The organism is Mesorhizobium sp. LCM 4577 (assembly GCF_001854795.2).
GTDB classification, from domain to species: Bacteria; Pseudomonadota; Alphaproteobacteria; order Rhizobiales; family Rhizobiaceae; genus Mesorhizobium; species Mesorhizobium plurifarium.
In genome coordinates this window covers 669,118-683,377 of record NZ_MDDU01000001.1, presented here as the reverse complement: position 1 = coordinate 683,377, position 14,260 = coordinate 669,118, and the positions used below count along the sequence as shown (strand labels likewise).

Genomic DNA, 14,260 nt, shown 5'->3' with positions numbered 1-14,260 from the left:
GCCTCGATCCTTCTTGAGCGTGCCAAGCGGCGGCGGCATCAAGCCGCCGCCGCTTGTACAGGGAGGACTATTCGATGCCGAGCTCCTTGCGCACCTTCTGGTAGTCGTCGCGCTTGGCCAGCGCACCGGCGGTCAACGTCAGCTTGGCCGGCTCCTTGTTGTTGGCGATCCAGTCATACATGTTCAGCGCCGTTTCGTAGCCGTGGCGCTTGGGCGAGATGATCACCGTGCCGACGAAGCCGGTGGCGGTGGGCTTCTTGAACTCGTTGATCGCCGATTCCGCGCCGCCGATGCCGACGCCGATCATGCCGTCGGCCGGAATGCCGACGCTTTCGGACGCCCGCACGGCGCCGAGCACCGCCTCGTCATTGAGGCCGAAGGCGATCCACTTCTTGATGCCGGCGTGGGCATTGAGCACCACGGTCGCGGCATTGAGCGCGGCTTCAGTGTCGGTCTTGGCCTGCGGCGCGTCGAAGATGTTCTCGGCCTTGAAGCCGGCGGCCTTCAGCACCGAGATCGCGCCCTCGACGCGGTCGACGGCGGTCGGCAGCTGGTCGTAGGAAACGCGGATCGCGCCGACCTCGTCCATCTTCCAGCCGCGCGCCTTCATCTCGTCGATGATGGCCTGACCCACCGCCTCGCCGATCTTGGTGGCGGAGATGCCCATATGCGGCACATCTTCCAGCGGCTTGCCGTCGGCGCCGACGAGACGGTCATCGACCGTCATGAGCTTGAGATTGTTGGCGGCGGCCTTGGCGACGATGCCCGGGCCGAGCTTCACGTCCGGCGTGCAGACGACGAAGCCCTGCGCTCCTTGAGCGCCCAGATTGTCGATCGCCGACATCAGCTTCTCGCCGTCCTCGGCGCCGATCTTGACGAGTGTAAAACCCTTTTCCTTGGCGGCCTGGTCGGCGAACTTCCATTCATCCTGGAACCAGGGCTCCTCCGGCTGTTTGACGATGAAGCCGATCTTGGTGTCCTGAGCGTAGGCCGACGCGATCGTGGTGACCGACAAGACGGCGAGAGCACCCGCGACGAGCGCGGTTTTCAAAAGTCGCATGATTACCTCCCAGCAAACGGCCGGGCGCTCAGCCCGGATTGGTCGTGTGTAGTCAATTTTATCATACCCGTCAATTGATCTGGTATGATAAATGAGATAGGTAGTCCGATAAGTAGTCGCTGGCGCAAATCACTCGCATCCGCTAAGGCCGGACCAATTGCGCGCAAACCGAAGGGTTCGCTGCCTTGGAGGAGGGGCTGAGGTGAACGAGACACCGAAGAAGGCTGACGAAGACACGGAAACGCGCGAGACGGCGCGTCGTCCGCGCGTCATGCCCGACGTGACCAAGGCGATCGCCTCCGATATCTTCTCCGGACGCTATCCGGCCGGCTCGTCGCTGCCGACCGAGAACGATCTCGGCATCGAATACGGCGTCAGCCGCACCGTCATCCGCGAAGCRCTGAAAGTGCTGGCGGCCAAGGGGCTGGTGCTGTCCCGGCCACGCGTCGGCACGGTCGTGTGCGACCAGGACAACTGGAACATCATCGATCCGCAGGTGCTGGCCTGGCATGCGCCGCATGCGCTGGACGACAAGCTGTTCGACGCGATCCTGGAAACCCGCCGCGCCATCGAGCCGCTGGTCGCGGAACTCGCGGCGACGCGCGCGACACTGCAGGAAATCGCCGACCTCGAAGCGGCCTGGCAGGGCATGGCCGGCGCCGGCGAAGACCTGACGCAGTTCTCGCGCTCCGACATCGTCTTCCACCAGATCGTCTATGGCGCGAGCCACAACCCGATTTTCCGCCAGATCGGCAAGCTGATTGACACGGCGCTRCTGTTTTCGCTGGAAGCCACCGCGACGATCTCTCCGGTCCGGCGCAGAGAAGCGGCGGCGGCGCATGGCGAGGTGGTCGAGGCGCTGCGCATGCGCGACGCTGTCGCCGCGCGAAACGCGGCCGACAAGATCCTGGATCTCGCCGCACGCGACCTCGTCAGCGCCAAGAAACTGAAAAACAACTGAGACCGGCCGACCGCATGAAGATCACCGCTCTGACCACCTATATCGTTCCGCCGCGCTGGCTGTTCCTCAAGGTGGAGACCGACGCCGGCATCAGCGGCTGGGGCGAGCCGGTGGTCGAAGGCAAGGCGCTGACCGTCGAAGCCGCGGTCAAGGAACTGGCCGACTATCTGATCGGCAAGGATCCGCGCCTGATCGAGGACCATTGGACCGTCATGCATCGCGGCGGCTTCTATCGCGGCGGGCCGATCCTGATGAGCGCGATCGCCGGTATCGACCAGGCGCTGTGGGACATCAAGGGCAAGGCGCTCGGCGTGCCGGTGCATGAATTGCTCGGCGGCAAGCTGCGCGAGACGATCAAGGTCTATTCCTGGATCGGCGGCGACCGGCCGGCGGAAGTGGCCGCCGGTGCCAAGGATGTGGTGGCGCGCGGCTTCCAGGCGCTCAAGATGAACGGCACCGAGGAACTGCAGATCGTCGACAGCCACGACAGGATAGACGCCGCGGTCGAGCGGGTCGCCATGGTGCGCGAGGCCGTTGGCCCGAATATCGGCATCGCCGTCGATTTCCACGGCCGCGTGCACCGGCCGATGGCGCGCATCCTGGTCAAGGAACTGGAGCCCTACCGGCTGATGTTCATCGAGGAGCCGGTGCTCAGCGAAAACCGCGAGGCGCTGAAGGAGATCGCCGCGCTCGGCTCGACGCCGATCGCGCTCGGCGAACGGCTCTACAGCCGCTGGGACTTCAAGCCGGTGTTCGAGGAAGCGGTCGTCGACATCATCCAGCCCGACCTGTCGCATGCCGGCGGCATCACCGAATGCCGCAAGATCGCGGCGATGGCGGAAGCCTATGACGTCGCTGTGGCGCCGCATTGTCCGCTCGGGCCCATCGCGCTGGCCGCATGCCTGCAGCTCGACGCCGTGAGCTACAATTGCTTCATCCAGGAGCAGAGCCTCGGCATCCACTACAATGCCGGCAACGACCTGCTCGACTACGCCGCCAACAAAGATGTCTTCCGCTACCAGGACGGCTATGTCGCAATACCCGACGGACCCGGTTTGGGCGTCGAGATCGACGAGGATCATGTGAAGGAGCGCGCCAGGGAAGGACATCGCTGGCGCAACCCGGTCTGGCGCCACAAGGACGGTTCGTTTGCCGAGTGGTAAGCCGGTGAATTTTTCGTCACGCAATGGTTTATAGGGCCGCCGCCGCGGGTGCGATCGCTGCGAGGCCGGCTTCGGTCAGCGCGTAGATGCCGCGCTCGGCACGGGCGAACCAGCCATAGTAATTATGCTGCAGGATGCTCGCCGCGCGGGGCGAAAGCGCCTTGAGGTCGCGCGGCCGCTTGGGGCCGTCGGCCATGGCGGCGGCGCAGGCCAGCGCTTCCTGCCGGTAGGCGGTCATGATCGGCTTCTTGCGCGTGCTTCCGCCGATGGACGGATCGCCCTTGCGGCGGTGATGCTCCTCGACCAGACGCGAGCGCCGCCTGGGATCGCGGCGCGGCGGCAAGGCGGCCGGACTGAGCAGCAGCTCCACCTCGCCCTTCTTGCCGACGCCCAACAGGCCGAAGCCGAGACGGCGGCAGAGCGCGCGAAAACGGCGGTCGTGCTCGCGGCCCTTGCCGCGCGCCGACATATAGGCGGCGAGCCATACCTCGTCGCAGGCCGCCGCGCGGTCGACGGCTTGGAGAACAAGCTCGAGGTTGAATTGCAGCTTCAGCTCGCAGATGACGACAACCGGCGGCTCGCCGGCGCGCACGCCGACCACGTCGCAGCCGCCGATCTCGCCCTTGACGGCAAAATCCATGCTCTCGAGGAACCGCTTCACCGGCTCGTAGAGGGAGGTTTCCTGCATGCGGCAGGCATAGCCGATTCGCGGCCGGTCGGCCCAGCGGCACCATTGCGGTCAGGGCACCGATGTCAGGCGCGATGCAGGTAATCCTCGATCGACTGGGCCTTCATCTCGATCGAAAAGCCCGGCGCCTGGGGCGGCATGTAGGCGGCGTCGCGGATCACGCAGGGTTCGAGGAAGTGCTCGTGCAGGTGGTCGACGTATTCGATGACGCGCCCGTCCTTGCTGCCCGACACCGCGACATAGTCGATCATCGACAGGTGCTGGACATATTCGCACAAGCCGACGCCGCCGGCATGCGGCCAGACCGGCAGGCCGAACTTGGCGGCGATCAGAAGCACCGCCAGCACTTCGTTGAGACCGCCCATGCGGCAGGAATCGATCTGCACCACGTCGATCGCGCCGCCGACGATGAACTGCTTGAACATAATGCGGTTCTGGCACATCTCGCCGGTCGCGACCTTGATCGGCGCGACAGCCTTGCGGATCCTGGCGTGGCCGGCGACGTCGTCCGGGCTGGTCGGCTCCTCGATGAAGAAGGGTTTCGCAAAGGCGAGGTCCTTCAGCCAGTCGATCGCCTGGTCGACCTCCCAGACCTGGTTGGCGTCGATCATCAGGTAACGGTCCGGGCCGATGACCTCGCGAGCGATCCTCAAGCGACGGACGTCGTCGGCGCGGTCGCGGCCGACCTTGAGCTTGACGTGGTTGAAGCCATCGTCGACCGCTTCCTGGCAAAGGCGCCTGAGCTTGTCGTCGGGATAGCCGAGCCAACCGGCCGAGGTGGTGTAGCAGGCATAGCCTTCGCGCTCGAGCGTGGCGATGCGCTCGGCCTTGCCGGCCTCGGCTTTTTTCAGGATCGCCAGCGCCTCGGCCGGCGTGATGGCATCCGTGAGGTAGCGGAAGTCGACGATCCTGACGATCTCTTCCGGGCTCATCTCAGCGACCAGGCGCCAGACCGGCTTGCCGGCTTCCTTGGCCCACAGGTCCCACACCGCGTTGACCACCGCGCCGACCGCAAGATGCATGGCGCCCTTGTCGGGGCCGATCCAGCGCAACTGGCTGTCGCCGGTCACATGGTGCCAGAAGCGGCCGGGATCCTCTTTCACCCAGTCGAGATCGAGCCCGACGACGAGATGGCGCAGCGCCTCGATCGCCGCGCAGCAGATTTCGTTGCCGCGGCCGATGGTGAAGGTGAGGCCATGGCCTTTCAGCGACGGGCGATCCGTGTCGAGGATGACATAGGCCGCCGAATAGTCCGGATCGGGATTCATCGCGTCGGAGCCGTCGAGGCTTTGCGATGTCGGGAAGCGGAGGTCGAAGGTTCTGAGGTCCGTGATTTTCGTCATTCTCTGCCTCGTGACTGAATTGCCACCAGCCTCCCCCGCTTAGATCGACCAGCCGCCGTCGATATTATAGGCCTGCCCGGTCGTGTAGGTGGCGCCGGCGAGATAGACGGCAAGGTCGGCGATTTCCTCCGGCGTGCCGATCCTGCCCATCGGCTGGCGGGCGATGAAGGCGGCGCGGGCCGCCTCATAGTCGCCCTGCGCCTGCATGCGGCCCTGAAGCGAGGGGCTCTCTACCGTGCCCGGGCAGATGGCGTTGCAGCGTATGCCCTTGGCGACATAATCCGCGGCAATCGATTTGGTCAGGCCGATGACGGCGGCCTTGGTCACGCCGTAAGCAAAACGGTTTGGCACCCCTTTTGGCGCGCCGGCTACGGAGGCCATGTTGATGATCGAGCCGTCGCCGCGCTCCAGCATGCCGGGCAGCACGGCGCGGATGGTGCGGATCATGGCGCGCACATTGAGGTTGAAGGCGAAGTCGAGATCCTCGTCCTTCATCTCCAGGATGGAGCCGGCATGGACGAAGCCGGCGCAGTTGAACAGCACGTCGACTTGGCCGATCTCGGCGAAGGCGGATTTCACAGCCCCGTCGTTCAGCACGTCGAGCTTGCGCGTCGTGATGCCGGGCGTCCTGGCGAGCTCGGCCAGGGCCGTCTCGTTGATGTCGGTGGCGTGGACGATGGCGCCCGCCTTGGCGAAAGCCAGCGCGCTTGCCCGTCCGATGCCCTGCGCGGCCGCCGTGACGACCACGACCTTGCCTGTGATGTCAGCCATGTTCTTGTCTCCGTGTTCAGCCGGGCCGTCGCTCGACGATGTAGATGTGATCCGCCGCCAACACGACCTCGTCGCGCTGATTTAGAACTTCGACGCGCTCGATGACGCGACCCGATCCGGGCCGTTTCGGGTCATCCTCCTTGACGGCGATCGTCGTGCGCGTGCGGATCGTGTCGCCGATGAAGACCGGCTTGATGAAGCGCAGCCGGTCATAGCCATAGGAGAAGGCGACCGGGTTGATGACGCTCGCCGTCAGCCCGACGCCGACCGAGAAGACCAGCGTGCCATGCGCGATGCGCTGGCCGAAGGGCGTCGTCTTCATGAACTCGGCGTCCATGTGATGCGGAAAGAAATCACCGGTGTGGCCGGCATKGACGACGAAGTCGGTCTCGGTGATGGTGCGGCCGCTGGTGAGGCGCGACGAGCCGATCTCGTAATCCTCGAAATAGGTGGTCTGTTCCATGTCCTGCCTTACGGCTTTGCGGCCAGCGGCGTCGCAGGCGCGGCACTCGATTTATAGGCGGCTTCCACCAGAGCCATGGTGTGCCAGGCGTCCTCGACGGAGCTGATCAGCTCGCTGTCCTCGCCGGACGCGAAGCGCTGGACGTTGGCCATGCGGCCGACGAAGGCATCGGGGAACCACTCGCCGGCGAGCGGAACGGTGACCCACTCCGAGCCGCCTTTCGGATGGATTTCCAGAATGTCCGGCTCGCCGCGCGGATAGTCGAGATTGAGGCCGAGTTTGACATAGGCAGCACCCTCTGTGCCGCAGATGCGGAACTCGCAGGCCTGGTAGCGGCGGCCGAATTTGTGGTCGTGGTTGATCGACAGCCCACAGCGCACCGTGTCGCCATAGTCGAGGATGGCGCTGGTGCGGGTCTGCGCGACCTTGTGGTTGGGATGGCCGAGCGTCTTGGCATGCACGCCGAGCGGATTGCCGAGGAGCTGGCGGATCAGGTCGAGATAGTGGATCGAGTGCATGGCGATCTCGACGCGCGGCGCCTTGAGCAGGAATTCCCAAAGCTGCCAGGGTGTGTCGAGCGCCAGAAGCGCGTCGAAATCGACGACCTCGCCCAGCCATCCACGGGCGATGRCATCCTTCAGCGCCAGCATCATCGGCGCGAAGCGGAGCTGGAAATTGACCGCCGCCTTGAGTTGCTTGGCGCGGCAGATTTCCAGGATCTCGGTCGCCTCGCCGAGATAATTGCCCATCGGCTTCTGGATCAGCGCCACCGCGCCATCGGGCAGCGCCTTCAGCACYTCGGCATGCCGGCCCGGCGGCGTCGCGAGATCGAAGATTGCGTCCTTCACCGCCGCTGCCTCTTCGACCGAACGGAATGCCGTGACGCCCCATGTCTCGGCAAGTTTTTGCGCCTTGGCCTGGTCCGGATCGTAGAGGCCGGCAACCGGAAATCCAGCCTTCTTGTAGGCGGGAAAATGGGCGTCGCCGACGATCGAGCCGGCGCCGAAAGTGACGATCGGACGCGGCTTCGAGGGCTTGGGCCAGGACTGTACCAGTGATGCCGGATCGAAGGCGTCAGTCATGATGGAAGACCTCGTCCATCGTCGCCCACCACTCACCTTGCTTGCGCGTTTCCAGCGGCTCCTGGCAGGGCATGCAGACAGACCACCATTCCTGCGTCTTCGGATCGGCGGCCATCTTGGCCATGTCGGCGGCGTAGTCGCTGCCGTGATACTCGAAATAGGAGAACAGCAGGTTCTCCGGCCGCTTTAGGTAGATCGAATAGTTCTTGATGTTGCAGGCCGAGATCATGGTCAGCACGTCCGGCCAGACGGCGGCGTGAAGGCGGACATATTCCTCGACCTTCTCGGGCTTCAGCCCGAGCACCATTCCCATGCGCTGCATATCCGCCTCCCTATTTCACGATCGCCGTGGTGAATTCGGCGATGCTTCTTGCCTTGACCGCGTCCCAGTCCCAGTCGATGCCGATGCCGGGCTCGCTGGGCGCCAGCGCATGGCCATTCTCGATGCGCATCTTGGCGCCCGTCAACTCGTCGAGCTGCGGAATATACTCGACATATTTGYCGTTCTGGATGGCGCAGACCAGGCTGACATGCAACTCCATCAGGAAATGCGGGCAGACCGGCATGTCGAAGGCTTCCGCCGCATGCGCGACTTTCAGCCATGGCGTGATGCCGCCGATGCGGCCGACATCGACCTGGATGATGCTGGCGCCGCCCTTCTGCATGTACTCGCGGAAATGCCTGATCGAATAGAGCGACTCGCCGACCGCGATCGGCGTCGCGGTCGAATTCGACAGCCGCACATGGCCGTCTATGTCGTCGGCCGGCAGCGGCTCCTCGATCCAGGCGAGATCGAGCTCGCGCAGCCGCTCGGCGCGGCGGATCGCTTCGTCGACGGAAAAGCCCTGGTTGCAGTCGGTCATGATCTCATAGCCGTCGCCGAGCGCCTTGCGCACCGCCGACAGCCGCGAAAAATCCTCCGAGCCATGCGGCTTGCCGATCTTGACCTTCGAGCCGGTAAAGCCCTTGGCCTTCGCTTCCAGCGCATCGTCGACCAGTGCCTGCGTCTCGATATGCAGCCAGCCGCCCTCTGTCGTATAGAGCGGACAGCGGTCCTTGGCGCCGCCGGCGAGCTTCCAGAGCGGCAGGTTCTGTTTTCTTGCCCGCAAATCCCAAAGCGCCGTATCGATCGCGGCGAGCGCGATCGCGGTCATAGCGCCGATCGTGGTGGCGTGGGTGGCGAATTCGAGCTCGTGCCAGATCGCCTCGATCTGGTCGGCGTCGCGGCCGATCAGGCGCGGCGCGAGATGGTCGGCGAGAAGCCGCATCACCGAGGAACCGCCGGTGCCGATCGTGTAGCTGTAGCCGGTGCCGGTCGCGCCGTCGGAATCAGTGATGGTGACGATCGGCGTCTCCTGGCTGACGAAGCTCTGGATGGCGTCGGTACGCTTGACCTTCGGCACGAGGTCGACCATGCGCAGTTCGATTTTCTCGATTTTCGCCATGTTCAGCTCCTCAGCGACTTGCCGGTTTCGGCGGAAAACAGATGCGCGCGGCTCAAGTCGAAGCTCATGCCGATCCTGTCGCCGGCTTTCAGCGGTTTCGGATTGAGCATGCGCGAAACCCAGTCGGCGCCGTTGAACTCGGCGAAGACCAGCGTTTCGTTGCCGAGCGGCTCGGTGATGCTGACCGGCAGCTCGACCCGGTGGACCTCGGTTTCGCCGCCGGAACTCAAGCCATGGCCGGTGGGATAGAAATCATCCGGGCGGATGCCGAACACGACCTTGTCGCCGGCAGCCGTCTTCGACTTGAACTGTCCGGGCAGCGGCAGGCTGTCGCCGCCGCCGAAGACCAGCTTGCCGTCGCTGACCGTCGCCTCGTGCAGGTTCATCGGCGGCGAGCCGATGAAGCCGGCGACGAAGCGGGTGGCGGGACGGCTGAACACCTCGTCCGGCGTGCCGACCTGCTCGATATGGCCTGAGCGCATGATGACGATGCGGTCGGCGAGCGTCATCGCCTCGACCTGGTCGTGAGTGACGTAGATGACCGTCGACTTCACCTTGGCGTGCAGCTTCTTGATCTCGGTGCGCATCTGCGTGCGCAGCTTGGCATCGAGGTTGGAGAGCGGCTCGTCGAACAGGAACACATCCGGATCGCGCACGATGGCGCGGCCCATGGCGACGCGCTGGCGCTGGCCGCCGGAAAGCTGCGAGGGGCGGCGTTCGAGCAGTTCGTCGAGACCAAGGATGGTGGAAGCCTCCGCCACCCGCCGATCCATGTCGTCCTTGGCCGCTCCCGCGATCTTGAGCGAGAAGCCGAGATTCTCGCGCACCGTCATATGCGGGTAGAGCGCGTAGGACTGGAACACCATGGAGATGTTGCGCGAGCGTGGCGGCAGGTCGTTGACCGTGCGCCCGCCGATGTCGATGTTGCCGCCGCTGATATCCTCCAGCCCCGCGATCATGCGCAACGTCGTCGACTTGCCGCAGCCGGACGGGCCGACCAGCGCGATGAATTCGCGGTCGGCGATCTCGAGATCGATGCCATGCACGATCTCCATGTTGCCGTAGCGCTTGGTGAGCTTTTTCAGCGAAACCGTTGCCATGCAGTTCAACCTTTCACCGCGCCGGAGGTCAGGCCGCCGACGAGGTGTTTCTGGACAATGTAGGTGAGGGTCAGCGCCGGGATGATCATCACCACGGCCAGCGCGCACATGCCGCGCCAGTCGATGGTGAACTCGGCCGTGTAGTCGAGCAGCCCGACGGGCAGCGTCTTGGAGTTGACGGAGCGAGTCAGTTGCGAAGCCAGCGCGAACTCGTTCCAGCAGGTGAGGAAGGCGAAGATCGCCGCCGAGGCGATGCCGGGACGCGCCAGCGGGAATTCGACCTGCCAGAAGGCCTGCCAGCGCGTGCAGCCGTCGATCTGCGCGGCCTCAGCCAAGTCCTTCGGCACCTGGCGGAAGAAGCCGTCGATCAGCCAGATGGTGAAAGGCACGTTGAGCGCGACATAGGCGAGGATCATGCCGATATGGGTGTCGATGATGCCCAGCCGCACATAGAGGAAGAACAGCGGCAGCGACAGCGCGATGCCGGGCAYGGTGCGCGTCAGCATCAGGCCGAGGAACATGCCCGACTTGCCGCGAAAGCGGTAGCGCGCGAAGGCGTAGCCGCCGGCCATGCCGATCGCCACCGCGATCACCGTCGAGGTGACCGAGATGATCAACGAATTGCGGAAATAGTCGAGCACCGGAATGCCGCCTTTGCCGATGCCGCTGAACATGGCGATGTAAGCGTCGAAAGACAGTTCCTGCGGAATCCAGACCGGCGGCTTCGCCATGATCTCGACCGTGGGCCTGAGCGACGACAGCACGATCCAGATACCCGGCAGGCAGATGACGAGCATGGCGAGGAACAGGCCGACGCGGTGCGCGACGGTCAGCGCGCGGCGCGTGAGGCGGGCGGAGGCGTTCTCGTCCATTCTCACCACTCCGCGCCGATCTGCGCGCGCGCCGCGGCGAGCTTGTTGTAGAAATAGACGGTGAAGGCGATGGACAGCAGGATCGAGAAATAGGCCATGGCGTTGGCGAGGCCCATGCGGGCGTCGCTGTAGGCGGTGCGCCCCACCAGCGTCCACAACAGCTCGGTGCGGCCGGCAGGCCCGCCATCGGTCATGATCTTGACGATGTCATAGGCGCGCGCGACGTCGAGCGAGCGGATCGTCATGGCGATGTAGGCGAAGGGCATGACGAAGGGCCAGGTCACATAGCGAAAGGTCTGCCAGGGCGTGCAGCCGTCGACGCGCGCCGCCTCGATCGGCTCCTTGGGCATGGCGAGCAGTCCGGCCAGGATCAGGATGGCGAAGATCGAGGTCGACGACCAGATCTCGGCGATCGAGATGGCGATGAAGGCGAGATGGCCTTCGATCAGCCACGGGATGGCATCCTGCGTGATGCCCAGCGACTGCAGCGCGTTGTTCACCAGGCCGATATTGTCGTTGAACATGAATTTGAACTGGAAGCCAACCAGGATCGGCGAGAACATCATCGGGAACATCATCAGCGTGCGCAGGATGCGCTGGCCGCGCGTCGCCTTCTCGACCAGCATGGCCAGGCCGAGGCCGAGCAGCATTTCGAGGTTGAGCGCGATGGTGAGCAGCAAGACGGTGCGGCCGAAGGCCCACCAGAAATCCGCATTGGACAGGATCGAGAGATAGTTCCTGAAGCCGACGAAGACGAAGAAGGTCTCAGGCCGCGTCAGGCGAAACGGCGTGAAGCTGGAATAGAGCGACAGGATCAACGGCAGCACCACGACCGCCGCCAGCACGATGATGGCCGGGAGCAGCAGCAGGAACGGCGCGGATGGCTTGAAGCCCTTCATCAGGATCCTGTGAGGTTTTGCATCAAACTTCGTTCCGCCATGGGCAAAGCCCGGCCGGAACGGAAAGGCCGGTAGCGGCAAGTCGCCTCCCCCATTTCGCGACGGGGGAGGCGGCCTTGAAAGCTATCGTCAGAGCTTGCCGGCGTCCTGGAGGATCTGCGTCGCCTTGGCGGCGGCCTCGTCCAGGGCCTGCTTGGACGTCTTGTCGCCAAGGATCGCCGCCTGCAGCTCGGGGTAGACGGCGTTCGAGATCTCGATCCACTCAGGCGTCTGCGGCACGGCGAAGGCGTGCTTGGCTTCCTCCTGGAAGGCGGCGAGGACCTCCTTCTTGTAAGGATCGTTCTCGGCCTGCTTCAGGTCCCAGTCCCAGACCGCGGTGCGGGTGGGCAGCGGGCCGGCGGCGGCTTCCAGCTTCTGGCTGTCCTCATTGGTCAGCCACCAGACGAGCGAGGCCGCGGCTTCCTTGTTGGCGCAGTTCTCGGTCACCGAGAAGCCGTGGAAACCCGACCAGCCGGTACGCACCCCGGCAGACCCCTTGGGCGCGACCTTGACGCCGACATTGCCGGCGACCTTCGACGACTTCGGGTCGTTGAAGAAGCCGGCCCAGCCCGGYCAGTCGAGGTTGATCGCCACGGTGCCGGAGGCGAAGCCCTGGCCGAGATCGTCCCAGAGATAGTTGGTGGTGCCGGCCGGCACGGCCTTGGCCTTGTAGAGGTTGRCGAACCAGTCGAGCGCGCGGATGCCGGCCTCGGAGTTGAAGACGGGCTTGCCGTCCTTGTCGAGGTATTCGCCGCCCTCGGCGATCACCATCTCATAGAAACGGCCGTTGATCGCCTCTTCCTTGCCGGCGAACTGCGTGCCGTAGAAATTCGGCGGATTGGCGAAGAACTCGGCCTGGTCGGTGACCTCTTTCCAGGTATCCGGCGGCGCGAGGTCATAGCCGTATTTGGCCTTGAACTTGGTCTTGTTGTCGGCGTTCTCGTAGAGGCTCTTCTGGTAGTAGAGCGCCGAGACGTCGAACTGGGCGCGCGGCAGCATCTCCAGCTTGCCGTCGATGGTCGCGGCCTTGATGGTCGACGGCACGAAAGCGTCGATCTCTTCCTTTGGAAGCAGCTTGCTGAGGTCGGTGTACAGGCTCGTATATTGCGGCGCGAAGGACGAATGGTTCCAGCCGACGCACCAGTTGGTGCTGCCCGAGGCGATGTCGGACTTCAGTTCCTTGTCGATGTCGAAGCCGTTCTTCTTGGTCAGGATGTTGACCTTGGCGCCGGTCGCCTTCTCCCATTCGGGGATGCGCTCGTAGAGCTTTTCATACTGCTGGCCGCCGATCAGCTTCACGTCGATCGTCACGCCCGGAAATTTGCCGGGCAGATCGGCCGAAAAAGCGGTGCCGCTCAGCAACAGGCCAGCCAGGCCGGCGGAAATGCCTAGAACCAGTCTCGTCATGTTCTCCTCCCATGGGCTCGCAGCGACAGCGCGCCGACTGCGCGACCGATCGCTTAAGCTTCATTCATATGMAAATAGCATTTTCATTCCCGGGTCAAGGCGATTATGCTTTCAGGCGAATGAAGTTCATGCATATATGCAGAGCGAAATTCACTGGAGGGGCTGGTGGCCGAAGAAGAAGATGGGGACCGCTACCGCGCGCCGGCGCTGGACAAGGGACTGGACATTCTCGAATTGCTGTCGAGCGTGGACGGCGGGCTGACGCAGGCGGAGATCGCCAAGCGGCTCGACCGCAGCCCGAACGAGTTCTACCGCATGCTCGACCGCCTGGTGCGGCGTGGCTATGTCACCAAAATCGACGGCGACCGCTATTCGCTGACGCTCAAGCTTTTCGGCCTCGCGCAACTGCACGCGCCAGTGCGGCGGCTGGTGTCCTACGCGACGCCGATCATGCGGGAACTGGCCGAGACGTCATGGCAGGCCAACCAGTTGGTGGTGTTCGACCGCGGCGCCGCCGTGGTCATCGCCCAGCAGGAAGCGCCGCGCTACTGGGGCATCTCGATCCGCGTCGGCTCGCATATCAGCCTGTTCGACACCGGCTCCGGCCATGTGCTGCTCGCCTTTCGCTCCCCGGAAGAGCGCAAGATGATGATCGCCGAGCACCTGCAGAGCAACGAACAGTTCGCGCTGACGCCGGAGTTCTTCGCCCGCCTCGACCAAGTGCGCGACCGCGGCTACGAGATGATGGCATCGTTGCAGACCGCCGGCGTCTACAATCTCTCGACGCCGGTGCTCGGACCCGACGGCAGGGCCATCGCGGCGCTGACCATCCCCTACATCACGCTGGTCAACGCCCCCAAGGCGCCGGACATCACGCTGACGATTCGGCATCTGCAGGGCGCCGCCGCAAGGCTGTCGCAGCTTGCCGGATCCGACGTGCCGCAATCGTCGTAATTTCTTATTTGAA

The 14,260-nt window shown here is 64.3% G+C and carries 15 protein-coding genes; 3 read left to right on the top strand and 12 right to left on the bottom strand.

From position 1 onward, the window contains the following. Positions 1 to 67: 67 nt before the first annotated feature. Entirely contained in the window at positions 68 to 1,060 is a 993-nt protein-coding gene (locus LCM4577_RS03275) for an arabinose ABC transporter substrate-binding protein (protein ID WP_071036466.1), read from the bottom strand. Positions 1,061 to 1,331: 271 nt separating this feature from the next. Between LCM4577_RS03275 and LCM4577_RS03270 the strand changes: the two genes are divergently transcribed. Next, on the top strand, positions 1,332 to 2,021 hold the full coding sequence (locus LCM4577_RS03270; RefSeq protein ID WP_082037350.1) for a FadR/GntR family transcriptional regulator: 690 nt from the start codon (positions 1,332 to 1,334) through the stop codon (positions 2,019 to 2,021). Positions 2,022 to 2,035: 14 nt separating this feature from the next. Next, complete coding sequence (dgoD, locus tag LCM4577_RS03265) at positions 2,036 to 3,184, top strand: galactonate dehydratase (RefSeq protein WP_071069583.1); 1,149 nt, start codon at positions 2,036 to 2,038, stop codon at positions 3,182 to 3,184. A 28-nt stretch (positions 3,185 to 3,212) separates the two neighbouring features. On the opposite strand, the gene LCM4577_RS03260 is transcribed toward dgoD, so the two are convergent. From LCM4577_RS03260 to LCM4577_RS03210, 11 genes are all read right to left on the bottom strand, one after another. Then, the gene (locus tag LCM4577_RS03260; RefSeq protein ID WP_071036469.1) at positions 3,213 to 3,872 is read right to left on the bottom strand and encodes a DUF2161 family putative PD-(D/E)XK-type phosphodiesterase; all 660 of its coding nucleotides are present in this window, start codon (positions 3,870 to 3,872) and stop codon (positions 3,213 to 3,215) included. Between the two features lie 65 nt (positions 3,873 to 3,937). Then, entirely contained in the window at positions 3,938 to 5,215 is a 1,278-nt protein-coding gene (locus LCM4577_RS03255; protein WP_071069581.1) for an L-fuconate dehydratase, read from the bottom strand. A 39-nt stretch (positions 5,216 to 5,254) separates the two neighbouring features. Beyond that, positions 5,255 to 5,986, bottom strand: a complete 732-nt coding sequence (locus LCM4577_RS03250; protein ID WP_040988801.1) for an SDR family oxidoreductase — start codon at positions 5,984 to 5,986, stop codon at positions 5,255 to 5,257. A 16-nt stretch (positions 5,987 to 6,002) separates the two neighbouring features. Next, on the bottom strand, positions 6,003 to 6,449 hold the full coding sequence (locus tag LCM4577_RS03245) for a MaoC/PaaZ C-terminal domain-containing protein (protein ID WP_071069579.1): 447 nt from the start codon (positions 6,447 to 6,449) through the stop codon (positions 6,003 to 6,005). Between the two features lie 8 nt (positions 6,450 to 6,457). Continuing rightward, entirely contained in the window at positions 6,458 to 7,531 is a 1,074-nt protein-coding gene (locus tag LCM4577_RS03240) for a Gfo/Idh/MocA family protein (RefSeq protein WP_071069577.1), read from the bottom strand. Further along, complete coding sequence (locus tag LCM4577_RS03235) at positions 7,524 to 7,853, bottom strand: L-rhamnose mutarotase (RefSeq protein ID WP_041007165.1); 330 nt, start codon at positions 7,851 to 7,853, stop codon at positions 7,524 to 7,526. The genes LCM4577_RS03240 and LCM4577_RS03235 overlap by 8 nt, the downstream gene beginning before the upstream one ends. Positions 7,854 to 7,863: 10 nt before the next feature. Beyond that, complete coding sequence (locus LCM4577_RS03230; protein WP_071069575.1) at positions 7,864 to 8,976, bottom strand: mandelate racemase/muconate lactonizing enzyme family protein; 1,113 nt, start codon at positions 8,974 to 8,976, stop codon at positions 7,864 to 7,866. Between the two features lie 2 nt (positions 8,977 to 8,978). Then, positions 8,979 to 10,076 (bottom strand): ABC transporter ATP-binding protein, encoded by a 1,098-nt coding sequence (locus LCM4577_RS03225; RefSeq protein WP_071036475.1) that lies wholly within the window; start codon positions 10,074 to 10,076, stop codon positions 8,979 to 8,981. 5 nt (positions 10,077 to 10,081) lie between these two features. Beyond that, positions 10,082 to 10,948, bottom strand: coding sequence for a carbohydrate ABC transporter permease (locus LCM4577_RS03220; RefSeq protein ID WP_071069573.1), 867 nt, complete (start codon positions 10,946 to 10,948; stop codon positions 10,082 to 10,084). Between the two features lie 2 nt (positions 10,949 to 10,950). Then, positions 10,951 to 11,847, bottom strand: coding sequence for a carbohydrate ABC transporter permease (locus LCM4577_RS03215; protein WP_071069571.1), 897 nt, complete (start codon positions 11,845 to 11,847; stop codon positions 10,951 to 10,953). A 129-nt stretch (positions 11,848 to 11,976) separates the two neighbouring features. After that, complete coding sequence (locus LCM4577_RS03210; protein ID WP_071069569.1) at positions 11,977 to 13,293, bottom strand: sugar ABC transporter substrate-binding protein; 1,317 nt, start codon at positions 13,291 to 13,293, stop codon at positions 11,977 to 11,979. Positions 13,294 to 13,458: 165 nt separating this feature from the next. On the opposite strand from LCM4577_RS03210, the gene LCM4577_RS03205 reads away from it, so the two are divergent. Further along, the gene (locus LCM4577_RS03205) at positions 13,459 to 14,247 is read left to right on the top strand and encodes an IclR family transcriptional regulator (protein ID WP_041007174.1); all 789 of its coding nucleotides are present in this window, start codon (positions 13,459 to 13,461) and stop codon (positions 14,245 to 14,247) included. Positions 14,248 to 14,260: the final 13 nt, after the last annotated feature.